The organism is Cryobacterium sp. MLB-32 (genome assembly GCF_000738085.1).
Taxonomy (GTDB): domain Bacteria; phylum Actinomycetota; class Actinomycetes; order Actinomycetales; family Microbacteriaceae; genus Cryobacterium.
In genome coordinates this window covers 67290-92531 of record NZ_JPRS01000006.1, presented here as the reverse complement: position 1 = coordinate 92531, position 25242 = coordinate 67290, and the positions used below count along the sequence as shown (strand labels likewise).

At 65.5% G+C, this 25242-nt stretch carries 18 protein-coding genes and 2 pseudogenes; 7 read left to right on the top strand and 13 right to left on the bottom strand.

The window, feature by feature from the left end; genetic code table 11:
• Positions 1 to 92: 92 nt before the first annotated feature.
• Entirely contained in the window at positions 93 to 869 is a 777-nt protein-coding gene (locus tag JF66_RS01760; RefSeq protein ID WP_035874194.1) for an SDR family NAD(P)-dependent oxidoreductase, read from the bottom strand.
• Between the two features lie 29 nt (positions 870 to 898).
• Between JF66_RS01760 and JF66_RS01755 the strand changes: the two genes are divergently transcribed.
• From JF66_RS01755 to JF66_RS01730, 6 genes and pseudogenes are all read left to right on the top strand, one after another.
• Positions 899 to 1999, top strand: coding sequence for an acyltransferase family protein (locus tag JF66_RS01755; protein WP_051972998.1), 1101 nt, complete (start codon positions 899 to 901; stop codon positions 1997 to 1999).
• 135 nt (positions 2000 to 2134) lie between these two features.
• A pseudogene (locus JF66_RS01750) lies at positions 2135 to 3465 on the top strand (bifunctional o-acetylhomoserine/o-acetylserine sulfhydrylase).
• Between the two features lie 133 nt (positions 3466 to 3598).
• The gene (locus JF66_RS01745) at positions 3599 to 4801 is read left to right on the top strand and encodes a homoserine O-acetyltransferase (protein ID WP_035874190.1); all 1203 of its coding nucleotides are present in this window, start codon (positions 3599 to 3601) and stop codon (positions 4799 to 4801) included.
• An 82-nt stretch (positions 4802 to 4883) separates the two neighbouring features.
• Entirely contained in the window at positions 4884 to 6053 is a 1170-nt protein-coding gene (locus JF66_RS01740) for a sensor histidine kinase (RefSeq protein WP_035874188.1), read from the top strand.
• A complete protein-coding gene (locus JF66_RS01735; protein ID WP_051972997.1) occupies positions 6050 to 7318 on the top strand; it encodes a hypothetical protein in 1269 nt (422 codons plus the stop codon). Before JF66_RS01740 ends, JF66_RS01735 begins: the two co-directional genes overlap by 4 nt.
• A gap of 45 nt (positions 7319 to 7363) precedes the next feature.
• The gene (locus JF66_RS01730) at positions 7364 to 8020 is read left to right on the top strand and encodes a response regulator transcription factor (RefSeq protein ID WP_035874185.1); all 657 of its coding nucleotides are present in this window, start codon (positions 7364 to 7366) and stop codon (positions 8018 to 8020) included.
• 59 nt (positions 8021 to 8079) lie between these two features.
• Here JF66_RS01730 and JF66_RS01725 read toward each other — a convergent pair.
• A pseudogene (locus JF66_RS01725) lies at positions 8080 to 9341 on the bottom strand (MFS transporter).
• 114 nt (positions 9342 to 9455) lie between these two features.
• Here JF66_RS01725 and JF66_RS21525 point away from each other — a divergent pair.
• Positions 9456 to 10265: a hypothetical protein gene (locus JF66_RS21525; RefSeq protein WP_051972995.1), complete on the top strand. Its 810-nt coding sequence runs from the start codon at positions 9456 to 9458 to the stop codon at positions 10263 to 10265.
• 13 nt (positions 10266 to 10278) lie between these two features.
• Here the strand turns inward: JF66_RS21525 and JF66_RS01715 are convergent, their stop codons facing one another.
• The 11 genes from JF66_RS01715 to rsmI form a co-directional block, all read right to left on the bottom strand.
• Positions 10279 to 12576, bottom strand: coding sequence for a bifunctional diguanylate cyclase/phosphodiesterase (locus tag JF66_RS01715; RefSeq protein WP_051972994.1), 2298 nt, complete (start codon positions 12574 to 12576; stop codon positions 10279 to 10281).
• A 10-nt stretch (positions 12577 to 12586) separates the two neighbouring features.
• On the bottom strand, positions 12587 to 14842 hold the full coding sequence (locus tag JF66_RS01710; protein ID WP_197059287.1) for a bifunctional diguanylate cyclase/phosphodiesterase: 2256 nt from the start codon (positions 14840 to 14842) through the stop codon (positions 12587 to 12589).
• Between the two features lie 118 nt (positions 14843 to 14960).
• Complete coding sequence (locus tag JF66_RS01705) at positions 14961 to 15620, bottom strand: methionine ABC transporter permease (protein ID WP_035874182.1); 660 nt, start codon at positions 15618 to 15620, stop codon at positions 14961 to 14963.
• A gap of 1 nt (position 15621) precedes the next feature.
• Positions 15622 to 16650 (bottom strand): methionine ABC transporter ATP-binding protein, encoded by a 1029-nt coding sequence (locus JF66_RS01700; RefSeq protein ID WP_035874179.1) that lies wholly within the window; start codon positions 16648 to 16650, stop codon positions 15622 to 15624.
• A gap of 132 nt (positions 16651 to 16782) precedes the next feature.
• Positions 16783 to 17685 carry a MetQ/NlpA family ABC transporter substrate-binding protein gene (locus JF66_RS01695; RefSeq protein ID WP_369797932.1) on the bottom strand — a complete coding sequence of 301 codons (903 nt, stop codon included), beginning with the start codon at positions 17683 to 17685 and terminating at the stop codon, positions 16783 to 16785.
• Between the two features lie 205 nt (positions 17686 to 17890).
• Positions 17891 to 19684 carry an ABC-F family ATP-binding cassette domain-containing protein gene (locus tag JF66_RS01690; protein ID WP_035874176.1) on the bottom strand — a complete coding sequence of 598 codons (1794 nt, stop codon included), beginning with the start codon at positions 19682 to 19684 and terminating at the stop codon, positions 17891 to 17893.
• Between the two features lie 150 nt (positions 19685 to 19834).
• Positions 19835 to 20770, bottom strand: coding sequence for a 4-(cytidine 5'-diphospho)-2-C-methyl-D-erythritol kinase (locus JF66_RS01685; RefSeq protein WP_035874173.1), 936 nt, complete (start codon positions 20768 to 20770; stop codon positions 19835 to 19837).
• 89 nt (positions 20771 to 20859) lie between these two features.
• Complete coding sequence (rsmA, locus tag JF66_RS01680; protein ID WP_081882068.1) at positions 20860 to 21756, bottom strand: 16S rRNA (adenine(1518)-N(6)/adenine(1519)-N(6))-dimethyltransferase RsmA; 897 nt, start codon at positions 21754 to 21756, stop codon at positions 20860 to 20862.
• Positions 21753 to 22700 (bottom strand): TatD family hydrolase, encoded by a 948-nt coding sequence (locus JF66_RS01675; RefSeq protein WP_051972992.1) that lies wholly within the window; start codon positions 22698 to 22700, stop codon positions 21753 to 21755. Before JF66_RS01675 ends, rsmA begins: the two co-directional genes overlap by 4 nt.
• Positions 22693 to 24255 (bottom strand): methionine--tRNA ligase, encoded by a 1563-nt coding sequence (gene metG, locus JF66_RS01670; protein WP_035874171.1) that lies wholly within the window; start codon positions 24253 to 24255, stop codon positions 22693 to 22695. The genes JF66_RS01675 and metG overlap by 8 nt, the downstream gene beginning before the upstream one ends.
• Positions 24256 to 24328: 73 nt before the next feature.
• Entirely contained in the window at positions 24329 to 25192 is an 864-nt protein-coding gene (rsmI, locus tag JF66_RS01665) for a 16S rRNA (cytidine(1402)-2'-O)-methyltransferase (RefSeq protein ID WP_051972991.1), read from the bottom strand.
• Positions 25193 to 25242: the final 50 nt, after the last annotated feature.

Genomic DNA, 25242 nt, shown 5'->3' with positions numbered 1-25242 from the left:
ACGAGAGCACCTGCACGACAAGCGGCGCCCGAGATGTGAATTCTCTCGGGCGCCGCCCGTGTTGTCACCCGCAATTCACGCGAGGTGGCGGGTCAACGAACCGTCAGCGCTCCCCGCGCGACGCGCGTCGGAGCGGCCTGCGCGACGGGCTTGATCACGATGAGGTCGAGGTTCACATGGGCCGGCCGCAACACACTGGACACGATCGTCTCGGCCACGTCCTCGGCCGACAGGGGATTCGGAACGTTCTCGTAGGCCGCGGCGGCCTTGACCGGGTCACCGTCGAAGCGCACGAGCCCGAACTCGTCGGTCTTCACCATGCCGGGGGCGATTTCGATCACCCGGATCGGCTCGCCGTTGAGCTCAAGCCGCAGTACCTCAGTCATGGCGTGCGCGGCGAACTTTGCGGCGTTGTAGCCGCCTCCGCCGAGGTAGGCGACGTGACCGGCGATCGACGTGACCGTGACGATATCGGCGGATGCCGCGGTATCCGTGATCGAGGCCCGGAGCAACGGCAGCAGGGCGCTGGTGACCCGCTTGACGGCGAGCACATTGATCTCGAACATCCAGGCCCAGTCGTCGATGCTCGAGTTCTCGACCGAGTCGAGCCCCTTGGCCCCGCCGGCGTTGTTCACCAGGGCGTTGACGGGCCCGGATACCGCGAGGTAGTCCCGGAGGGAGTCCACGTCGGCCTGCCTCGTCAGATCGGCGGTGAACACGTCCGAACCCGTCTCCTTCCTGAGAGTTTCCAGACGGTCTGCGCGACGTGCGACACCGACCACATCCCAGCCCTTCTCTCGGAATGCGCGCACCGTGGCGGCCCCGATTCCCGAACTTGCACCGGTCACAACAACTCTTCGAGTACTCATTTACCTATTGTGGCCGCAGAATGGTGTGAATGACCGCACCGCACCCGGCACCACCTCGCCCCCAGAAGCGACGGGTCCCTCTCTGGGACAACGCCCGCTGGATCGCCATCACCCTCATGGTGGTTGGCCACGCCATCCTCAAGCTGATCGGCGAGTCCGATCAGGCCTACGCGATGTATCTGTTCATCTACGCCTTTCACGTGCCCATCTTCGTGGCCGTCAGCGGATACTTCGCCAAGTCCGGCCCGCCCGGCACCCGCCAGCTCCAGCGGCTGCTCACCGACATTGCGTTTCCGTACATCATCTTCGAAACGATCTGGACCTGTGTTCACTGGTTGCTCGGCGGAAAATTCACCCTCGACTACTCGACGGCGAGCTGGACGCTCTGGTTCCTGCTGGCCCTACTCGTGTGGCGCATCATCCTGCCCTACCTGGTGATCTTGCGCTACCCACTGCTGATCAGCATTGCGCTGTCGATCAGCAGCGGATACGTCGACCAGATCGACAGCACGTTCACGCTCTCGCGCACGGTCGGGCTGCTGCCGTTTTTCGTGTTCGGCTGGAAATTGCGGCAGTGGAAGGTCACCGACCGATGGCTGGCGCTCTCGACCGGCACCGTGTGGAAATGGCGCGCCGGCGCGTTCGCGTTCTTCACATCCGTCTATGCGCTCATCTCGGTCAACATCGAGCTTCTCCGAGAGCTCAAGATGCGCACGTTTCTGCTCTACGACGAGAGCTACGCGCTCTTCGGATATTCGCAGTTCTGGGCCGGGGGTGTCCGGCTCGGCCTGATGGTGCTCGCCTTCGCCCTGATTATCGCGTTCCTGATGCTCATCCCTCGACGCGCGACCTGGTTCACGCCCTTCGGGGCGGCCACAATGTACATTTACCTGCTGCACAGCTTCGTGCTCTTCCCGATGCGAGAAACGGGAATACTCGACGGGCCACAACCGGCGTGGGTGTTACCCGGGGTGATCGTGCTGAGCGTGGTGATCTCGGTCGTGCTCTCGCTTCCGTTCGTGAGGCGGGTCTTCCGACCGTTTGTCGAGCCGAGAGCACGCTGGCTGTTTCGGCCGGCGGCGGCCACTCCCACCGGCACCATCGTGCTGCCGCACAGCGATCGGAAGTGACCGAGGGGCACCGGGGCGTCTGGCCAGATGACGCCGTATTTCGCTGTCCTTGCATGTGTTCCGCGGGGCTGTCTATGCTCGCTGCAGAGCACTGGAACGTCCGGGCTCGTCGAGAACACCAGGGAGACAGAGTTCATGAGCGACAACGCGGCACGCTGGAAATTTGAGACCAAGCAGGTTCACTCGGGTGCACGTCCGGACCCGGTGACCAATGCCAGGGCGACTCCGATCTACCAGACGACCTCGTATGTCTTCAACAGCGCAGAACACGCGCAGAACCTGTTCGCCCTCGCCGAATTCGGCAATATCTACACCCGCATCCAGAACCCCACCCAGGCCGTCGTGGAAGAACGCGTCGCCGCCCTCGAAGGTGGCACCGGCGCCCTCCTCGTGGCCTCCGGCCAGTCGGCCTCAACGTTCTCCGTGTTGAACATCGCGCAGGCCGGCGATCACATCGTGTCGTCCAGTTCCATCTACGGCGGCACGTACAACCTGTTCAAATACACCCTCGCCAAGTTAGGCATCGAAACCACCTTCGTGGAAGACCAGGACGATGCCGAGGAATGGCGTCGTGCCGTGCGCCCGAACACCAAGCTGTTTTTTGCCGAAACGATCGGCAATCCCAAGATCAACGTGCTCGACATCACCCTGGTTTCGGACGTGGCGCACGCGGCGGGCGTTCCCCTCATCGTCGACAACACGATTGCCACCCCGTATCTGATCCGTCCTTTCGAGCACGGTGCCGACATCATCGTGCACTCCGCCACCAAGTTTCTCGGCGGCCACGGAACGATCATCGGCGGCGTCATCGTGGACGGTGGGAAATTCGAGTGGTCGAAGAACGTTGAGACGTTCCCGGGGCTGACCGAACCCGATCCGTCCTACCACGGTGCGAGCTACACTGCCGCGGTCGGCGACGGCCTCGCCTACATCATCAAGGCCCGCGTGCAGCTGCTCCGCGACCTCGGTTCGTCCATCGCACCGGCGAGCGCCTGGCAGCTCATCCAGGGCATCGAGACCCTCAGCCTGCGCATCGAACGCCACGTGCAGAACGCCCAGGAGATCGCCGAGTGGCTCGACAACCACCCCGACATCGCCACGGTCAACTACGCCGGACTGCCGTCCAGCCCGTGGTACGAGGCTGCCAACAGGTATGCCCCTCAGGCGTCGGTGCCGTGCTGTCATTCGAGCTCAAGGGCGGCGTGGATGCCGGTCGAGCCCTCGTGGACAACCTCGAACTGTTCAGCCACCTTGCCAACATCGGTGACGTGCGTTCCCTGGTGATCCACCCGGCCTCCACCACCCATGCGCAGCTCACCCCCGAGCAGCAGCTCACCGCCGGCGTGACTCCCGGACTCGTGCGCCTGTCAGTGGGAATCGAAAACGTCGCCGACCTCAAGGCCGACCTTGAGCTCGGGCTCGCGGCCGCACGCGGTGTTGTCGAGGCGTCACGCGCCAACGCCTGACCCCCTCTGTCAGTCACCTGACCTCCCCGTCGGCCGCCGCGCCACCCCGTCGTGAGCGCATTCGGCGGGGTGGCAGGTCGGGTCGGCGTAATATTGCGCCGACCCGGCGTCAGGACCGGCAGAATAGAAGCGTATGGAATGGCAATCTCCCTCAGACACGGTCCCCTCCAGCTTCATCACTGAAGCCCAGGCGCGGTCGCTGCGTGGCAAACCCCCGGCGAGCGGTGCGTGGCGCGACGGCGATCCGGTGGGTGACCGTCTCTTCGAGAACATCGGTCCCCTGCACGTTGAGTCGGGGGCAACACTGCCCGGTGTCCGCATCGCCTATGAGACCTGGGGCGCGTTGTCCCCCGCGGGCGACAACGCGATTCTGGTGCTCCACGCCCTCACCGGAGACAGCCACCTGCGCGGTGCGGAGGGCCTCGGGCACAAGACGGCCGGATGGTGGAGCGGGATTGTGGGGCCAGGACTGGCCCTGGACACCAACCGATATTTTGTCGTCGCCCCCAATATGCTCGGCGGCTGCCAGGGCAGCACGGGCCCCGCGTCACTCGCAGCGGACGGCGCGGAGTGGGGAATCCGCTTTCCGTACCTGACCATCCGGGACCAGGTTGACGCGCAGATCGCGTGGGCGGACCGCCTCGGCATTGGCCGCTGGGCCGCTGTCGTCGGCGGTTCCATGGGGGGAATGCACGCACTGGAGTGGGCTGTCCAGGCCCCCGAACGCGTCGAACGCCTGGCCATCCTCGCTGCGCCCCCGGTGACAACGGCCGATCAGATCGCGCTCAACTCCGTTCAGATCGAAGCGGTGCGCACGGACCCGGCCTTTCATGCCGGTGAATATTACGACGCGGCCGACGGTGACGGTCCCACCCGGGGTCTCGCCCTGGCCCGACGCATGGCGCTGCTGAACTACCGGAGCCCCGCGGAGCTCAACGCCCGGTTCGACCGGGATTGGCAGAGCCCGATCAGCCCGCTGGGTGCTGGCGGACGATTCGCCGTCGAGTCTTACCTCGACTTTCACGGCAACAAGTTCACCCGCCGATTCGACGCGAATAGCTACATCACGCTCGTCGAAGCGATGAACTCCCACGATATCGGGCGGGACCGCGGAGGCGTGGCGCAGGCTTTGTCGCGCGTTACCGCACGTTCTCTTGTTGTGGGGATTGACAGCGACCGCCTCTTTCCTGTACAAGGCCAAAACGTCATTGCCGAGCACCTACAACACAACATTGACGGCCCAAAACCGGTCGTTTTGCACTCGGAATACGGTCATGACGGCTTTCTGATCGAGAATACTGCCGTCAGCGCTCACCTCCGCCGCTTACTTCGCTAGGGGGTAGCGGATGTCCTGCACCATATGGTGCAGTGAGAAATACATTGAGCTTCACTTCGGCACCCGACCATGACAGGCACCCATGCAACGCATTCTGAAGGAGCGCGACCGCCTGCTCCGAAGGAGTGCGCAGGCCTACGGGCTGGCTGGTTCGGTCGCCGTGTTTCTGTGCCTGATTGTGCCGGGAGGCGTGGGGTCCATTGCCCGTCAGGGCGGTCTGGCGCTGGTCTGTCTCATGGCAGGCAGCCAGTACCTCCTCGGACGAACGGGCGCGATCCGGTGGGCGATTCTCACCGTGCTGTGCGGCCTCGGCATCATCTTCTTCGTCGGCTTCGACAGCCTTCCGGGGATTCCGTTCACTCTGGTCGAAGAAGCCACCGTCGGCCTCGTCGCGGCTGTGCCCATGAGCTGTGTGGCGATCGTGCTCGTCGTCAGCGGGAAACGCTTGGTGCTCCTCGTCGCAGCCTTCGTCGCGACCCTGGGTTCGGTGGCTCTCGTGTCTTCGATGGGGACGGCAACCCCGCTGCCGCTGGCGCTGGCACTCTGCGGCTGGCTCTCGTGCATCATGGCAGGGTGGTGGATTGCCCAGAGCATCCCGCGGGTGATGAACAGAATCGCGGCTATCGGCCGCGCTCATCGAGCGGAACGGCATGCGAGCGAGCTCGAAGCCCAGCGTCGGACCGACGCGCGTCTCCTGCATGACACGGTACTCGCCACGCTCACACTGTTGGCACACTCCGGCGTCGGTGTGAGCCCGGTCGCGCTCCGCCAGCAGTCCGGTGATGACGCGCGGTTGCTGCGCCAGCTGCGATTGGGAGGGCTGCCGAGTCCCCGCCGCTCGGGGGTCTACACGCTGGAGCCGGTCAGGGACTCGACGCTCGGTACGACGTTGGAGTCCGTGCGGCAGCGTTTCGGCCGAATGGGCCTCGAGGTCGAATGGCACGGCAGCGGACAGGTGCGCCTCCCGACCGATGTTCTCGACTCGTTTCTGCTTGCCCTCGGCGAATGCCTCGAGAACGTTCGTCGTCATTCCGGGGTCTTGCACGCAGATGTGACGATCACGGACGACGCTGCAACCGTGCGCGCGATGGTGACCGACGCAGGCGTCGGCTTCGACCTCTCTGCCGTCGATGCCGGGCGCCTCGGTGTCGCCGAGTCGGTTATTGCGCGGCTGCGAGCCGTCGGTGGCAACGCACGGCTGTTTTCCTCCCCCGGCGCCGGCACCACCGTTGTGCTGGAGGTGCCCAAGTGACGTTTCCGGGGCTCGTCGATGATGAGTCGTCAACCCGAACCGCCACGCGCCGTGCCGAGCAAACCGCCTCACCAGAACGAGGGAACCGTCGATCGTCTGCCCCCGAGGAGGGGGCAATCACCGACGCCAACGGACTGGGTGGGCAGCACCTGGGCATTGGGCTGACGCTGAGCGGTGCCTTCATCGCGGCGTTCTTGCTGGGCCACTTCGTGGTGGAGTGGAACAACCAGCCGTTCCCCACCTTGAGCGCCGTGGCCTGGATCCTGCTGGTGTCCACCGCCCTGGCAATAAACCTGACCGTGCACAAACTGGCCACCCGAATGCCCCTGTGGCTGTTTGTCACCGCCCTCGTCGCGGGGTCAGCGGTTGCACTCCTCGACATCGCCGGGTGCTGGGGACGCGCGGAAGACGGCATCTATCCCACGGCTGCTGCTGCCGTCGGCGCGCTGCTCATGTCGATGATCACCCTGCGGAGCACTCGGAATATTCTGGCGGCCGTAGCCGGTTTGGGGATGCTGTTGCTCATCGGGGCCTTGGCCGAAGACCGCTCCGATATGCTCACGTTCGGGCCGGAGATCCTCACGATCGCCGTGGCGACGATCCCTCCGCTGGTCGCGACGGGGGTTGCCCGCGGTTTTCGCCGAATGGTGCAGCGCGAACTCGACCTGGTTCTCGTGCAGAGCACCATCTCCCAGCCACGCTTCGCGGTGGGCATGCTGGCGTCGGAGCAGCTCGCCCGTCTCGACCTCGACGCGGAGACCCTCCTGAACGATGTCGCCCAGGGCAGGACCGCCCTGCCGTTGGCCCCGACGACGGCGATGACAGCCGCCGCGCTCGCCACCGCCCTTCGACTGCACCTGATCGAGGGTCGATCCGAGACGTGGCTTCACCATGCCATTTCGGAATCGGAGTTCCTCGGCCCGTCGGTGACCCTGAGCGATCCCTCGGGGCTCGCCGGTTTGCTCTCACCTGCCCAGCGCGAGGGTCTTCTGCTAACGATCTGGCTGCTCGTGGGTGAGGCCAGAGGGCCGGCCGCGTCAGTGTCCCTCCGCTTCGGGCCGATCATCCCCACGACCGGCGACGGACCCGTGCGTCGCCAATTACGGTTTCCGCTTGAGCTCGACACATCGGGTGTGCCGCGGCGCAGAGTGGATTCTGAAACGTGGCAGGCCATCCGCTCTGTGGGACCCCACATCGACTCGAACAGAGACGGTACTCTGCAAGTAGCCATCGAGTGCAGCGTAGACAACCCGGCCGATGCTTAGATTTTTAGTTTTTGACGATACAGTGCAAGTCAGTAGGAGGCAATAGTGACGACAACACACAGTCCCATTCGTTTGGCCCTTGTCGATGACCACCGCATGCTTTTGGGCGCTCTCACCGAGTGGATCAGAAGCGCTGCGGATGACATCGAGATGGTAGCGGCGGTGACGACCTGGCCGGAGCTGCTCACGCATCCCGAGTTCCCCGTGGACGTCGTCCTGCTCGATCTCGATCTCAAGGACAACATTCCGGTGTCCCTGAAGATCGCCACGCTCAAGACGACCGGCGTGAAGACCGTGCTCATGAGCACGTACTCCGAGCCGGCACTGGTGCGCGAGGCCCTGGCTGCAGGGGCCCTCGGCTACCTCGTCAAGAGCGAGGAGGCGAGCATGATCGTCGAGGCCATTCGGGCCGCGGCCGTCGGCAAGTCATACATCTCCGCGGAACTCGACTACGCCCTGAACTCCAGCCAGACCGCGGAGGGGCCTCGCCTGAGCGCGCAGGAGCGCCGCGTGATGGCGTTGTACGGCGCCGGAGAGCCCGTCAAGGCCGTGGCGTACCAGCTGGGTATCTCCGAGGAGACCGCCAAGTCATACCTCAAGCGCATTCGCGAGAAGTACCGTCTGGCCGGATACGACGTGGGAACCAAGGTCGCCCTGCGCAAGCGCGCGATTCGCGACGGAATCCTGCTCCAGACAGACTGACAGCAGACACCGATACACCCTGACGGCCGGCCCACTATCGTGAGCCGGCCGTCGGTGTCTCAGGACCCCGCTGGGCCTCGGACAGTGCCGATCAACTGGGTGCCGTAGGGCACGTCGATGCCTCTGCGGCGTCGCCGTCTGTCGATCGTGAACGTCACGAGGGTGAGCAGCACGCCGATGACGCTCAGCGCGACGCCGATCCAGACCGGCGCCAGATAACCCAGCCCGCCCGCGATGGCCAGGCCGCCCAGAGCCGCGCCGAGGGCGTTGCCCACGTTGAGGGACGAGTGATTGAGCGCGGCGGCCAGCGATTGGCTCTCATGTGCCACGTCCATCAGCCGCGCCTGGATAGTGGGCGACAGGGCGGATGCCGCAGCGCCGACGAGGAACACCCCGACGAGCAGTCCGGCCAGGGACTGCGCCGACAGACCCAGGGTCACGAGGCTCCGATCAGAACGCCGAAGGCGATGTACATGGTGCGCCGCACGCTCCAGTCCGCCAGCGCTCCCCCGGCGAAATTGCCGACGGTCATGCCGAGTCCCACCACGACAAGAACGAGGGGTACCGCGGCGGCCGAAAGCCCGGTGATCTCGATCACGAGCGGAGCCACATAGGTGTATACGGCGAAGAGCCCGCCGAATCCGATCGCACCGATCCCCAGGGTGATCCAGACCTGCAGGCGGCGGAATGCCCGCAGCTCGGCGCGCATCGTCGCATCGGGGTTACCGGCCTGGAAGGGCACGAAGATGGCAACGGCGGCCGCGGTCAGTGCGAAGATTCCGGCGACGACCAGGTAGGCGACCCGCCATCCGCTCGTCTGGCCGATCCAGGTGATGATGGGCACTCCCACGACGTTGGCGATCGTGAGTCCCGAGAGCACGAGAGCAATCCCTCGCGCCCGCTTTCCGGGACCCATCAGGTCTGCTGCGACGAGCGACGCGATGCCGAAGTAGGCTCCGTGCGGAAGCGCGGCCAGGAACCGGGCGACGAGCACCGTTTCGAAGCTCGGCAGCAGGGCCGAGGCGATCGTTCCGAGCGTGAAGGCCCCCAACAGCGCCAGCAGCAGCTGTTTGCGCGGCCACCGGGCGGCTGCGGCCGCGATGGTGGGCGCACCGACGACCACACCGAGGGCGTAGGCGGAGATCAACCAGCCCGCCTGCGCGTTCGCCATATCCGGCGATGCGGCGTACACGCCGGGCAACAGATCCTGGGCGAGATTAGGCAACAAACCCATGGCCACGAATTCGGTGGAACCGATACCGAACCCGCCCAGAGCAAGGGCGAGCAGGGCAAGACGAACACGGGTCGACGACAGCGTCATCGACCCGTCACTGGTGAGGGGCATCCCACAATGCTAGCCGCCCGGGTAGCGGCCCCCCACACTGGGGGCTGTCCGTCCGACGAAGCCAGAAGTGCCCGTGCGTATGGTTGGAGTGTGCGCACCTCGTTCTTGCCGGCCGCGGCCCTGTTCGCCCTGCTCAGTGTGGTGAGCCTCAGTGTCGTGAGCCTCAGCGGATGCTCCGCCGGGTCGGCCGCGCCGGCACCGGTCGTGACGGTTCCCGCCCCCGGTGCCGGCTCCACGACGACCGCCAGTGCGAGCCCCGCGGCATCCGTCGAACCGACGGTCGCGCCCACCGTTGACGCCGGCTCGGCCGGCTGTCCCCCCAACGACACGGCCCGCCCCAATGACACGTACGCTGGCGAAATCCCCGACGTCGACGGAGATGATCGGGTGGACAGCCAGTGGTACGCGGAGACGTCGCCGTTCCGATACGGCATCACGACGGCATCCGGTGCCACTTTTTCGGTGGCCGATGGCCTCGCCGGGCCTGGACAGCACAGCGGCTGGTCCGCTCGGCTGGCAAACGGTGTCATCGTGACGGTGCTGGACGACGGCCGCGGTGCAGGCCTGTTCGCGATGGTGGGTTGTGAATTCGTCGCCCCCCTCGACGTGACGGGTTCGCCGTACTCGTTCGACATGCAGAACCTGCGCGGACACGGCACCGGTGTCGGTTGTGTTGCAGGACCTTCCGGATTCGAGCTGAACGGGTTCAAGGCCGCGGAGCGAAGCGACGGCACATTCACCGTGACCTCGACGCAGATCAACGTGGCGCCGGACGGACGCACGGCCGTCAACGGCATCCGCTCCACCGCATCGGGGCTAGCGGCCGGCGATCCCGCCGTGCTCGAGGCACAGACCTCGTCGTGCGACTCCATCCCCGTCGTCGCGACGAGCGGCCGTTAGCGATCATCGCTCGTCACTCCCCGGCCGGCCCGAACGGACGGTCGACTCGAGAACGGCTGGCAAGCCAGTCTTCAAGGTGAGCGGCCGTGACCGGCACTGACACGAACGGCCCCTGCACGACATCGCAGCTGTGGCGCACGAGAGCAGCGTACGTCGTGCTGGTCTCCACCCCGTCGGCAATCAGCCGAAGACCCAGACTGTGGGCTATCCCAATGGCGGATGCCACGAGAGCGACGGCCCGAGGGTTCTCGTCCATGGGAGCGATGAAGGCGCTGCCGAGTTTCAGCTCATCGATCGGCAGATCACGCAGATACGACAACGAACTGTACCCTGAGCCGAAGTCATCGAGCACCAGACGAATTCCCAGCCGTCGCAATCGAAGCAATGCCGCCTGGGCCCGCACAATATCGCCCCTCAAGAAATCCTCCGGCACCTCGATGATGAGACCGTTCACCGCGAGCCCCCGCTCGGTGAGCAACGTCTGCACGAGCTCGGGGAAGTCCGTGTCACGGAGCGAACTGGCCGGAACGCCCACGGACACGTCCCACTCCCTCCCCTGCGTTCGCCACACCGCGGCCTGATCGAGGGCCTTCCCCAGCACGATCCGGGTCATCACTTCCGTGAGTTTCGCCTCCTCGACCAGAGGGACGAGTTCCTCGGGGTCGACGAGCCCTCGCAGAGGATGGCTCCACCGGAGGACAGCCTCCACTCGCCCCACTTCGCCGGTACGCACGGCGATCCCGGGCAGGTAGTGCATCACCAGTTGGTCATCCGTCACGGCCAGACGCACCTCCTCCAGTGCGAGCAGCCGCTCGTCTCCGGCCAGATCGTCCGAGTCCCGGTAGACGTGGCATCCGCTCCGAGATGCCTTGGCCCGGTACATCGCCGTGTCGGCCTTGCGCATCAGCACGTTCAGCGTGCCGCCCTGCTCCGGATACACGGCGATGCCGATGCTGGCCCCGATCTGCACGGTCACACCCTGTAGCACGAACGGATCGGCCAGCACCCGGCCAAGCTTGACCGCGACCGATGTCGCCTGTTCGACGCCGCTGTCGGCAACATGAATGGCGAATTCGTCGCCGCCCAGGCGTGCCAGGAGGTCCGAGGGACGCAGATGCCCGGTGAGCCGGGCGGCCACCATGACGAGAAGTTCGTCTCCACAATCATGTCCCAGGGTGTCGTTCACGTCCTTGAATCTGTCGAGATCAAGCACGAGCAGGGCGCTGCGCCGCCGCCCGTTCCGGGCAAGCCGAACGGGTACGTCGGCGTAGAGGGCCCGTCGATTTCGCAGCCCGGTCAGGTCATCCGTTCGGGACTGAAGGTTCATGGCGGCCAGGCGTATCCGCTGTCGAAAGACGAGCGGGACGGCCGCCAGCATGAGCGTCACGGCCGCCAGAGCCACCGCAACCGGGGATACCCACGTCTGGCTGGCCAGTACCAGCACGGCCAGGGCGGCCACCGTCGCGATCGCCGGAACGGTTTGGGACGGTATCGCCCACACCGAGAACGACCGCTCGGAACCGGGGCGCGCCGCCTCCTCGATCCACAGCGCGATCAGGGCAAGCCCCACGGCCCAGCCGGCATCAAGGGACCCGCCGACGATGTACTGTCCTTGCAGCTCGAGCAGGGCATAGGAGATATCGGTCGCGGCGAAGACGACCAGTCCGAGCACGAGAAGGCTCCAGCGTCGACCGACGGCACTGCCCTGGGAGGCGCCGATCCCCACGAAAGCAGCCACGAGCAAAAGATCAAACATCGGATAGGCGACGGCGACAGCCGTTGAGAGCGACACCGCACTCTCAAGGGCCCCACCCAGAATAGGGTTGAGCACCACCGCGAGGATCGCAGCGGACCCGAGCGAGCCGACAGCACCGTCGAGAATGACCGGCCACGACGTTTGTTTCCATTGACGAATGATCGGCAAGACCAGAGCTGCGAGCATCAGCGGGTAAAAGGCCAGATAGCCGAGGTCAGCCGGCGAGGGGATCGGCACTGTTCTGCCCATCGCCGCGAACGTCAAAAAGATCGTTTCCCCTACGGCGAATGAGGTCACGGCCGCGGCCGCCAGCACGACATGCGCCCGGCGGATCTCGGCGCGGACAACCGCCAGCCAGCAGACCACGACGGGTACCGCGACGACCAAGAATCCCAGGAGCCCGTCAACAAACGGATTGAACCCCTCGCCACTGACCCCGAGTCCCACGACATAGGCCAGAACGACGATCCCCATAATGATGTTCATCCCGGCGCGCAGCCGAGGCAGTCGCTGTGGACCGTCTCCCGTCGGAGCGGCGCCCTCCGTCATACTCATCTCACACTCGTCAGATCGGTTCCGGCACGCCATCGAGAATCCCTGACGGGCGAGCCGCCAGCCACAGCTCCAGCTCCGCCGCGGGAACGGGGCGGGAAACGTAGAGGCCCTGTGCCACGTCGCATCCATGGCTGGCCAGATACTCGTAGTCTGCTTCGCTTTCCACGCCTTCGGCCACCATGCGCAGGTCGAGGCTGTGCGCCAGCTGGATCGTAGACGCTACAAGTGCGGTTACCCGGGGGTCTCCGGCCATGGACATGATGAACGATTTGTCCAGCTTGAGCTCGTCGATCGGGAGATCCCGCAGGTACGACAGCGAGCTATAGCCCGATCCGAAATCGTCGACGGCGATCCGAATTCCCATCATGCGCAATCGCACCAGAATGGCCCGCGCACGATCCCGGTCGGCCATGAGAAAATCCTCGGTGATTTCCAGCATGAGGGAGGAGGGCGAGAGCCCGCGCTCCGTGAGCAGGCTCAGAATCCGATCGGGCAACTCGAGATCGATCAGGCAGCTCGCCGAGATGTTGACCGCCACGGTCAGGGTCCGCTTCTGGGCGTGCCAGATGCTCGCCTGGTCGAGGGCCTTCGTCAGCACGATGGTCGTCATGGTCTGCATCAGGCCGGCCTGCTCAACCAAAGAGATGAAATCGTCCGGGTACACCAGTCCGCGAGCGGGATGGTTCCACCGCACGAGAGCTTCCACCCCTCGCACCTCGCCCGTATCGAGGTCAACCTTGGGCTGATAATGCACGACGAACTCGTCATTCGTCAGACCCGCGCGGAGCCGACCGAGGTTACGCATCCGTTCGTCGCCATCGGTATTGTCCGAGTCCCGGTAGGCGTGGTGGCCGCTGCGGGTCGACTTCGCTGTGTACATCGCCATGTCCGCCTTCCGGAGGAGGATTCCCAATGTTTCGCCCTGATCGGGATAGAGGGAAATACCGATGCTGGCCCCGATCTGCACGGTGACCCCGTCGAGGACGAATGGTTCGGACAGTGCCGAGCGGAGCCCTTCGGCCACGGTGACGGCCTGCTCGGGGGAACTGCCCGACAGGAGAATGGCAAATTCATCTCCGCCCAGGCGGGCCAACAGATCGGCCTGACGCAGACGTCCGGCGAGACGCGAGGCCACCTGCACGAGAAGGAGGTCCCCGATGTCGTGTCCCAGTGTGTCGTTGACCTCTTTGAACTTGTCAAGGTCCAGGAGGAGCAGGGCGCTCCGGCGCCGAGAATCGAGGGCAAGGCGGCGCGGGACCTCGGAATGGAGCGCTCGTCGGTTGGGCAGCCCGGTCAATTCGTCGGTCCCCGCCTGCAGGAGCATGTCGGCGAGGCGTATCCGGTGCCGGAAAACGAGCGGAGCGGCGGCGAGGGTCAGCGTGAGCGCCGCAAGCACAACGGCAAGGTTCGAGACCGGGATCCGGCTGCCGACGACCAGGACGCCGAGGGCGGCGACCGTCGCAATCGTCGGCACGGTCTGCGTGGGGATCGCCCACACGGCGGGCGTGATCCGGCCGGCCGAACGCGATGTTCCGTCAACCCAGAAGGCAACCAGGGCCAGGCCGACGGCCCACCCCGCGTCCACCGGTGACCCCACGACGAAGGTTCCGCTCAGCTGGAGCAGGGCGTAGAACACATCCGTGGCCGCAAACGTCACCAGGCCCAGAACAAGAACCGTCCAGCGTCGCCCGACGTTGCGCCCCTGGGCCGCCCCGATTCCGACGAAGCCCGCCACAAGAAGCAGGTCGAACATGGGGTATGCCGTGGCCACAGTGGTTGCGAGCGACATCTCCGCGCTCACCGCCGCGACCAAAACCGGATTGAGGAGCACGGCCAGGACCGCTCCCGCGCCCAGGGAACCCACGGCGCCGTCCAGCACGACCGGCCATCCCACGTGGCGAAGCTGGCCGATGGCGGGTATCGCCAGTGCCGCGAGCATCAGCGGATAAAAACTGAGAAAACCGATGTCGGCGGGCGAGGGAACCGGCAGCACCTGTCCATCGCGGGCAGCGAGCACGAAGTAGGTGTTCCCGGCCGCGAAGCAGGTGACCGCCGCCGCCACCAGCGTGACGTCAAGTCGATTCGTGGCACGGCGGGCTGCTGCCCAGCACACCGCCACAGGAGCCCACATGGCTGCGAGCCCGAGCCCGCCGTCCACCAGGGGGTTGAAGTCTCCGGGCCCCCGGAATATCAGACCGACGAGAAATGCGGCGAGAACGCCGCCCAGAATCCAGTTCAGCCACAACGACTCCCGCCTAAGGGGCACGGCAACACCTCTGTCGGGAGGCGTGTGCACCCTCATCGGCTGTTTCTCCCTTGATTCACATACTGTGGCTAATGCTAATCGAGGGTGCGCCGAGAATGGTGAATAGTGCTCAGAAAACCTACCGCCGCAGGGCCTTTCGGGCGAGCCAGTTGCCGAGGAACTGAACAAGCTGTACCAGCACAATGATGAGCAGCACGGCCGCCCAGGTGACGACGGGGTTGAACTGGCGGTAACCGTAGAGCAGCGCGAAGTTACCCAGGCCGCCGCCGCCGACATACCCGGCAACCGCCGACATGTCTACGAGCGCCACGAAGATGAACGTGAAGCCCAGAATCAGTGGTCCGAGGGCTTCGGGCAGCAGGACCGTGAAGATGATGCGAATCGGTCCGGCCCCCACGCTGCGTGCGGCATCGATCACTCCGGGTGTCACCGTGAGGAGGTTCTGCTCGACGATGCGGGCCATCGCGAAGGATGCTGCGAGGGCGATCGTGAAGATAATCGCGTTGTTTCCGATGCCACTTCCCGTGACAGCACGCGCCACCGGCTGGGCGGCCGCCAGGAAGATGATGAAGGGAATGGGACGAATGAAGTTGACCAGGAGATTGAGAACGAAGAAGACCGCGCGATTCTCGAGGATGCTCCCGGAACGCGTGAGGTACAGCCCGAGGCCGATGAGGAGACCGCCCAGGCCGCCGAAGAACAGCGTGAGTCCCACGATATACAGAGTCTCGTAGGTTGCCTGCCAGAGTTCCGGCAGGAGGTTCAGCAGGGAGTCCATGTCAGCGCACCTCCGTGACGGTCGTCAGGGTTCGAATGTGATCCAGCACCGCGTCGATGGCGACGTCCGCGGCGTCGAGCGCCAGTGTGAGATGGCCGAATGGCCTCCCTTGAATCTCATTGATCCCGCCGTAGACGACCTCGAAAGCGACTCCGGCGCGGGCGAGTTCGCCGAAGACGGCGCTCTGGTCCACTGCGTCGTCCCTAAAGGCCAGTGTCACTATTCGGCCCGTGTGGCGTTCCCGCAGCACGGCCATTTCGCGCGGGGACGGAACGCCCTTCACGACAGTGGAAACGAATCGAGCGGATGCCGGATGCTGCGGGTTCGAGAACACGTCAAAAACCGGGCCTCGTTCGATGACCCGGCCCTTGTCCATCACGGCCACCTTCGTGGCAATGGTCTGGATGACGTCCATCTCGTGAGTGATCACAATGATCGTCACGCCGAATTCGACATTCACGCGTTTGAGGAGGGCCAGCACCTCGTGGGTGGTCTCCGGGTCCAGGGCGCTCGTGGACTCGTCGGCCAGCAGAATGTTCGGCTGGGTCGCGAGGGCCCTCGCGATCCCGACGCGTTGCTTCTGGCCACCGGAAAGCTGATCGGGATACGCTCCGGCCTTATCCGAGAGCCCCACGAATTCCAAAAGTTCCGCAACCCGAGCCGTTCGCTCGGCCTTGGGGCTACCGGCGACTTCGAGGGGGTACGCCACGTTTCTGGCCACGGTTCGGGACCCGAGCAGGTTGAACTGCTGAAAGATCATGCCGATCCCCAACCGCACCCGGCGAAGTTCGCGCTCCTTCATCAGGGCGATGTCGTGGCCGTTCACGAAGATCTCCCCGGTCGTGGACCGCTCGAGGGCATTCACCAGGCGCACCAGTGTGCTTTTGCCCGCACCGGAATAACCGATGATGCCGTAGATGTCCCCGGCCTCTACCTCGAGGCTCACCTCGTCGATTGCCGTAACCGGCGCGGAACCCTTTGTCGGCGCCGGATAAACCTTGCTGACGCCCCGCAGACTCACGATGGCCATGTTGAAATCCTCACTTGCTACGCGCTCCGTGCTCGGTGCTTGGTGCTTGGTGCTTGGTGCTTGGTGCTTGGGGCATCGAGGAACTGATCCGGCAGGACATCCCTGCCGGATCCGCCGACTCGCCTCGTGTGTTTACTGCTGAGCTTTCGTCTGCTTCTCGACCGCAGCGCGGGACGCCTCGAGGTCCGAGACCGGAGTCGTCAGGAGGACCGCGGTATTGCCGGAGGCTTCACGCACGCCGTCCTGCACGCCCTGGGTGGTCTGGTAGATCTCCACAAGCTTCGTGTACGTGGCATTGTCTTTGTCCTCGGCGCGAACAGCGAAGACATTGGCGTACGGCACGGACTGGGCGGCCGCAGGGTCATCCTGGGCGAGGGCGTCGGAGAAGCTGAGACCGGCCTTTCCGACGAACTCGTTGTTGACGATCGCCGCGGCGACGTCAGGCAGTGACGTCGTGGTCAGTGACGCCTCGAGCGCCGTCACGGTTACCCGGGATGCCGCGGTGTCGATGTCATCCAGCGACGAGGAAATCGTGCCACCGTCGGTCAGCTCGATGAGACCGGCCGACTGCAGAACCACGAGCGCGCGGGCCATGTTGCTCTTGTCATTCGGGACGGCGACGGTGTCGCCCTTCTTTATTTGGTCAACGTTGTCATACTCGGTGGAGTACAGGCCGAGGGGGTAGATCGCTGTGGCGCCAATCGTTGTCAGGTCTTCCTTGCTCGCCACGTTGTAGTTGGCGAGGTAAACAATGGTCTGAAATTGGTTGATGTCGACTTCACCGGCGGTCAGCGCGGGGTTCGGCTGCTCGTAGGTCGCGAAGTTCACGAGTTCAACGGTGATTCCGGCCTCGGCTGCGGCGTCCTTGTAGACGTCCCAGTACGGTTCGCTGGCGTCGACGACGCCGATCTTCACGACGTCCTCTCCGCCGGCGGCACCGGCGCATCCGGCCATCAGCGCCACGAGCGGAACAACCGCGAGCGCGGCCAGGATGGTCTTCTTGAGGGAACGGTGGTTCGTCACGAGGGCAGTCACTTTCGATGTGTGAAATCCCCGAGAACGCCGTTCGCGCCGGTAGGCGCAAGGACTCATGGCACAGCGGTTGCGGGCACAGAGCAACCCCGGACGTATGGGGGATGGGGGGTCTGTGCGGCAGCTCTGCGAGGCACTCAATAAGCCTAACCGGAGAAGCTGCGACCCGTGGCCGCGTGCGTCACACGCGGTCACAGGTCCTGCGAATTTAGCTCTCCAACAACTCGGAAAGTTCGACCCAGCGGGTTTCCAGCGTGGCGATGGATCCCTCAAGCTCGCTCAGCTTCACTCCCAGAGCGCCCAGACCGGTGAAATCCGTCTGATCGTGGGCGGCGATCTTCTCGTGCTTGAGCACGATCCGATCCTGCAGCTTCGCGATCTTGCGGTCGATCGAGGCCAGTTCCTTCTGAGCGTTGCGCAGTTCGGCGCCGCCCAGCGATGACTTCTTCTTGGCCGAGGCGCTGCCATCGGCCGGTGAGCCCGAAGCGGGACCGGCAACGGCCTTGCGCCGCACCTCGAGATACTGATCGACACCTCCCGGCAGGTGGCGGAATCCGCCGTCCATGACGGCGTACTGGTTGTCGGTGACGCGCTCGATCAGGTACCGGTCGTGCGACACCACCAGCAGGGTTCCGGGAAACGAGTCGAGCAGGTCTTCCATGGCGGCGAGCATGTCGGTGTCGAGGTCGTTGGTGGGCTCATCGAGGATGAGCACGTTCGGCTCGCTGAGCACGATCAGCAGCAGCTGAAGGCGGCGCTTCTGCCCACCGGAGAGGTCTTTCACCTGCGTCGTCAGCTGGGCGCTGAGGAACCCCATCCGCTCGAGCATCTGACCGGGGGTGATCTCCTTGCCGCCGGCCATGTACGAGGTCTTCTGACGACCGATGACATCGCTGACCCGGTCGTTGCGGATCTCGTCGAGCTCGAAAAGCTGCTGGGTCAGCACGGCGACCTTGATGGTCTGGCCGCGCTTGACGTGCCCGGAGGTGGGCTGCAGGGTGCCGGCGACCAGGTTGAGCAGAGTGGACTTGCCGGCTCCGTTGACGCCCATGATGCCGGTGCGCTCACCCGGCGCGATGCGCCAGGTGATGTCGTTGAGTACGGTCTTGTCGCCGAATTTCACGGTGATATCGATCAGGTCGACGACGTCCTTGCCGAGGCGCTGCATCGCCATCGACTGCATCGAGACGGTGTCGCGGGGCGGCGGCTCGTTTTCGATCAGTACGTTGGCCGCATCGATGCGGAACTTGGGCTTCGCGGTGCGGGCCGGGGCGCCGCGGCGCAGCCACGCCAGTTCTTTCTTCATCAGGTTCTGACGCTTGGATTCGACCACGGAGCTCATCCGGTCGCGCTCGACGCGTTGCAGGATGTACGCGGCATAGCCACCCTCGAAGGGCTCGATGACGCGGTCGTGCACCTCCCAGGTGATATTGCACACCTCGTCGAGGAACCACCGGTCGTGGGTGACGACCACGAGTCCACCGCTCTGGGCGGCCCAGCGCGTCTTGAGGTGGCCGGCGAGCCAGGAGATACCTTCCACGTCGAGGTGGTTGGTGGGCTCGTCGAGGAAGATCACGTCATAGTCGCCGATGAGCACGGCGGCGAGGGCCACCCGGCGGCGCTGTCCACCGGAGAGATCGTCGACGAGGGCATCCCAGGGGATGTCGCGAACGAGGCCGCCGATGACGTCGCGCACCTTGGAGTCGCCCGCCCAGACGTGCTCCTCGATACCGCCGACGATGGTGTGGCCCACGGTCTGGCCCGAGGCCAGGTCGTCGGACTGGTCGAGCATGCCGATGGTGACGCCGCGCCGACGCGTGACGCGGCCCTCGTCGGGTTCCATGCGGCCGGCGAGCAGGCGCATGAGGGTGGACTTGCCGTCGCCGTTCTTGCCGACGACGCCGATGCGATCGCCTTCGTTGAGGCCGGCGGTGACGCTGTCAAAGATGACGCGTGTGGGAAATTCGAGGTGCAGGGACTCAGCCCCGAGAAGATGTGCCATAGCCTCCAAGTTTACGGCACGCCGCACCACGGCCCGTCGGTCGGCATAACTCCTGCAGATCGCGGCCGATGCCGCGGTCCACCGCGTGATGACGGGACTGGTGAACGTCGTGCCGGCACATTGCAGGAGTTATGCCTCGGGGCGGGTGGGCTAGTCGTGGATGAGGCGGGCGCCATGCACGGGGCCCGTCACGCGCACGACACGGAGGCGGGAGGCCGAGAGGGCGACCTGCAGCTCCAGCGCGCTGTCGGCATCCGCTACCAGGAAGGCGACCGTGGGTCCGGAGCCCGAGATGATGCCGGCGAGGGCACCGTTCTGCTCACCGAGCTGGATGACCGAACCGAGGCCAGGAGCGAGGTGCAGCGCGGGGGCCTGCAGGTCGTTGTGGAGTACGTCGGCGAGCATGTGCGGGTCACCGGCACGCAGGGCAAGCAGCACCTTCGAGTCAACCGTCGGCTGCACCTCCGCTGGAAAGATGTCCTGGGCATGACGATCACGGTGGCGGTCGAGCTCCTCGTACACGGCGGGGGTCGACATGCCGAATTCCGCGAGGGCCAGCACCCATTGGAACTTGCCCTTGGCCAGGGCCGGGCTGAGCTGGTCACCGCGCCCGGTGCCGATAGCGGTGCCGCCGGTGAACGCGAACGGCACGTCTGCGCCGAGTGTCGCGCCGATGACGAGCAGTTCTTCCTTCGTGGCATTCGTGCCCCAGAGGGCGTCGCACGCCAGAAGCGTCGCGGCGGCGTCGGCAGAGCCGCCGCCCATGCCGCCCGCTATGGGTACGTTCTTCTCGATCTCGAGGTGCACTCCCCCGCGATAGCCGGACTTTCGGGCGAGGGCTCGGGCCGCTTTGATGGCCAGATTGCTGCCGCCGGTGGTGAGACCCGAGGTATCGACGGACCCGCTGAACTCCACCGAGAAATCGCTGGCCGGGTACGCGCGCACCTCTTCGCTGAGCGAAACCGCCTGGAAGGCCGTGGCGAGGTCGTGATAACCATCGTCCATTACGGCGCCCACCTTGAGGAAGACATTGATCTTGCCCGGCGCTCGTGCGTGCACAACCTGGGAGCCGGCCGTCGTCGTCATGCTCTTAACCTAGCCCAGCCCGCGCACATCATTGGACGCGGCCCATGCGGGCGCCACGTTCCCGTCGTGCGCCATGGCCGGACCACCACCTATTGTGCGACCCAGGCTCGGGCGACAGCGAGGAAGTCGTGCACGGTGAGCTGCTCTCCGCGGGTTGTCGGGTCGATGCCGGCGCTCTGCATGAGAGCGGATGCCGTGGCCGAATCCCCGAGCACCACGGAGAGTGATTGCCGCAGCATTTTTCGACGCTGCTGGAACGCCGCGTCGACGAGCGCGAAGGTCGCGAGGCGCAGCTCCTCGCTCTCGAGCGGTTCCGCACGTCGCTCGAAGGCAACCAGGATCGAGTCGACGTTCGGAACCGGCCAGAATACCTGGCGGCTCACCTTGCCGGCGGTGCGGAAGGCGCCGTACCATGCAGCCTTGACGCTGGGGCTGCCGTAGACCTTGCTGCCGGGAGGCGCCGCGAGGCGCTCGCCCACCTCCGCCTGCACCATGACCACGCCGGCGTGGATCGACGCGAAGTTCTCCAGCAGATACAGCAGCACCGGCACGGACACGTTGTAGGGCAGGTTGGCCACGAGTCGGGTGGGGTCGCCGGGAAGCGCGTCGATCTTGAGCGCGTCGGCGCGGATGACCGTGAGCGGGGCGCCGGGCTGCATGAGTTCTACGGTGAGAGGAAGTTGCTCCGCCAGACGGTCGTCGATCTCCACGGCCACGACGCTTGCCCCGGTCTCGAGAATGCCCAGCGTGAGGGAGCCCAGTCCCGGACCGACCTCGACAACGACGTCGCCGGCGGCGACGCTCGCCACGCGCACGATCCGGCGTACGGTGTTGCCGTCGATGACGAAGTTCTGGCCCAGTTTCTTCGTGGGGTTCACCCCGAGCATCTCGGCGAGGTCGCGGATCTCGGCGGGGCCGAGGAGCTTCTGCGGAGTCTTGTCAGGAACGGCGTCCTGAGGTGCATCCTGGCCCGAATCGGCGCTCATGCGAGACCACCGACCGGCTGGGTGTCGGAGCGGTCGGCGTCATGCGCGGCCGTGACCGGCTCGGCGTCCCAGCGACCGTAAACGAGCTCGGTGTTGGACGTGATTTGGGCAGACAGGAGGGAGACATCCGTTTCAAGGTGTGCGGCCATCGCGCGCAGCGTGTTCGGCAACAGGTAGGGGGCGTTGGGGCGACCGCGGTAGGGCATCGGCGTGAGGAAGGGGGCATCCGTCTCCACGAGCAGCAGGCTGCGCGGCGCGACCGCGAGGGCGGCGCGCAGATCATGGGCGTTGCCGAAGGTGACGTTGCCGGCGAACGACATGTACCAGCCGTGTTCTGCGCAGACGCGGGCCATCTCCGCGTCGCCGGAGAAGCAGTGGAACACCGTGCGCTCCGGGGCTCCGACCCGCAGCAGCGTGGCGATGACCTCGGCGTGGGCATTGCGATCGTGGATCTGCAAGGCGAGGTTGTTCTGCTTGGCGATCTCGATGTGCGCCTCGAACGAGCGGTACTGCGTGGCGTGACCGGGCTCCTCCGTGCGGAAGAAGTCGAGACCGGTCTCCCCGACGGCCACCACACGGGGTCGCGCGGCGAGCTCGCTGATCTCGGCAATCGCGTCGTCGAGGGTGCCCCCTGCGGCGTAGACCGGGGCCTCGTTGGGGTGGATCGCCACTGCCGCGAGCATTCTCGGTTCGATCTGGGCCATGTCGGCCGACCAACGCGACGTTTCCCGGTCACCACCGACCTGGATGACCCCGCGCACGCCGACGCTCGAGGCGCGGTCGAGCTGCTCGGTGTAGCTGAGGGGGTTTTCGCCATCGGCGATTTCGAGGTGCGTGTGATTGTCGTAGATCGGAACCGACAGCGCTTCGGGCAGCGGCGGATAGCTCAGGTCACGCCCGGCCCCCTTGTCCCGCTGGCGAATCGGGGCTCCGTCGCTACCCAACGGTCGACTCGATTCGCGGGAACAGCGGTTCGAGCGGAGTCACGTGCGTGCCGCCGGCCCAGCCCCAGGCCCTGTCGATGCGCTGATCGGTGAGAGCGCCGGTGCCGCCGAGGGCGGTCCAGAGGGTGCCAGTGGCCACCGGAATCACCGGAGAGAGCAGCACGGTGAGCGTGCCGAGGCCGCGCACGGCCGTGTGCAGCACGGTCTCCAGACGCTCCCGCGTCGCCGGGTCCTTGGCCAGTGCCCACGGCTCCTGCAGGGTGATGTAACCGTTGAGCTCGTCGACGAGTTCCCAGACGGATGCGACGGCCTCGTGAATCGCCAGGCGATCAATGAACGCCGCCGAGGCATCCGTCACGCGCTTCTCGGTTGCCTGGATGCCGAGGTCCGCCTCGGTGGGCTCGCCGCCGAGAGGCACCTCGCCGTCGCAGTAGCGCACGACCATGGCGATCACCCGGGACGCGAGGTTACCGAAACCGTTGGCGAGTTCGGACTGGTACCGCGCGGACAGGTCTTCCCAGGAGAACGATCCGTCCTGGCCGAAGCTGATCGCGCGCATGAAGTAGTAGCGGAACGCGTCCGAGCCGAACGTGTCGGTGATCTCGCTCGGTGCGATGCCGGTGAGTTTGGACTTGCTCATCTTCTCGCCGCCCACCAGCAGCCAGCCGTGACCGAAGACCTGCTTGGGAACGGCAATTCCCGCGGCCATCAGCATGGCGGGCCAGATAACAGCGTGGAAGCGGAGGATGTCCTTGCCGACGATGTGCGTGGCCGGCCAGCGGCTCGCGAATTCCTCGTCATTCTGCCCGTAACCGGCAGCGGTGATGTAGTTCAGGAGCGCATCGAACCACACATAGACGACGTGAGATTCATCCCACGGCACCTTGATGCCCCAGTCGAAGCTCGAGCGGGAGATGGAGAGGTCGCTCAGGCCGCGCTTGACGAACGAGATGACCTCGTTGCGCGCGGACTCCGGCTGCACGAAGTCGGGGTTGGCCTCGTAGAGGGCCAGCAGCTGGTCGGCGAAGGCGCTCATCTTGAAGAAGTAGTTCTTCTCGTGCAGCAGCTCGACGGGCTTGGAGTGGATCGCGCAGACCAGAACGCCGGCGTCGTCACCGGTGCCATCCACGAGGTCGGAGGTGGGCTTGTATTCCTCGCAGCCGACGCAGTAGTACCCCTCGTACTCGCCCGTGTAGATGTGTCCCTCGGTCTGCAGGTGCTGCAGGAACTTCTGGGCGTTCACCTCGTGGCGCTCGTCGGTCGTGCGAATGAAATCGTCGTTCGCGATGTTCACCGTCTCCAGCAGCGGCTTCCACGCCGTCTCGACGAGTCGGTCGGCCCACTCCTTCGGCGTCACGCCGTTGGCCGTGGCCGTGCGCAGGATCTTCTGGCCGTGCTCGTCGGTTCCGGTGAGCAGCCAGGCGTTGTCACCCGACTGGCGGTGCCAGCGGGCAAGCACGTCGGCCGCCACCTCGGTGTATGCGTGCCCGATGTGCGGGACATCATTCACATAGAAAATGGGCGTGGTGATGTAGAAAGAAGAGCCGTCGGACATGGCTTCATCTTAGGCGGAGACGACCGGAGCCCACGCCGTGTGACGCTACGCGGGGCTCAACGAGCCCACGTCATCATCCCAGCGGGAATGCCGAGCGGTCGGGTTTCGCCTCTTTCTTCCCGGTCTTCGCCAGCAGGGCGCTCTCGTACAGCTCACGTTTGCCGAGGCCGCTCGCTGCCGACACATCGGCGGCGGCCTCTTTCAAACGGATGCCTCCGGCCACGAGCGCGAGCACCGCGCGCACACCGTCCTCGAGGTTCAGCACCTGACGTTCGGCGCCCGCCACGACAATGCAGATTTCACCGCGCACGCCCGCGGCGGCCCACTCGGCAAGTTCGGCGGCGGAGCCTCGTTTGACTTCCTCATAGAACTTGGTGAGCTCCCGACACACGACCACCCTCCGGTCGGCGCCGAGTGCGCCCGCCATGTCGGTGAGGCTCGCGGCCAGCCGGTTGGGGGATTCGAAGAACACCATCGTGCGACGCTCCGTCGCCAGCTCGCGCAGGGTTCCGACGCGTTCACCGTGTTTGCGGGGCAGGAAGCCCTCAAAGGTGAAGCGATCGGTCGGCAGCCCCGACACGGCGAGGGCCGTCAGAACGGCCGACGGCCCCGGAAGCGCGGAGACAACCACGCCGGCGGCGACCGCCGCATCGACGAGGTGGAAGCCGGGGTCTGAGACCGTCGGCATTCCGGCGTCACTGAGCACGAGCAGGTCGGTTTCCCGGGCCAACTCCACGAGTTCCGCCGCCTTGCCGCGCTCGTTGTGGTCATGCAGGCTGATCAACCGCGGGCGATTCTCGATGCCGAGGGCCTTCAGCAGGTGAATCGTGACCCGGGTGTCTTCCGAGGCGACGACGGTCGCGGTGCTGAGCGCCTCGACCAGGCGCTTGGAGGCATCCCCGAGGTTTCCGATCGGTGTGGCTGCGAGGATGATCATGATTCCATTGTCTCAGTCCCGACATCGGAGCCGACGCCGATCCTGTTCAC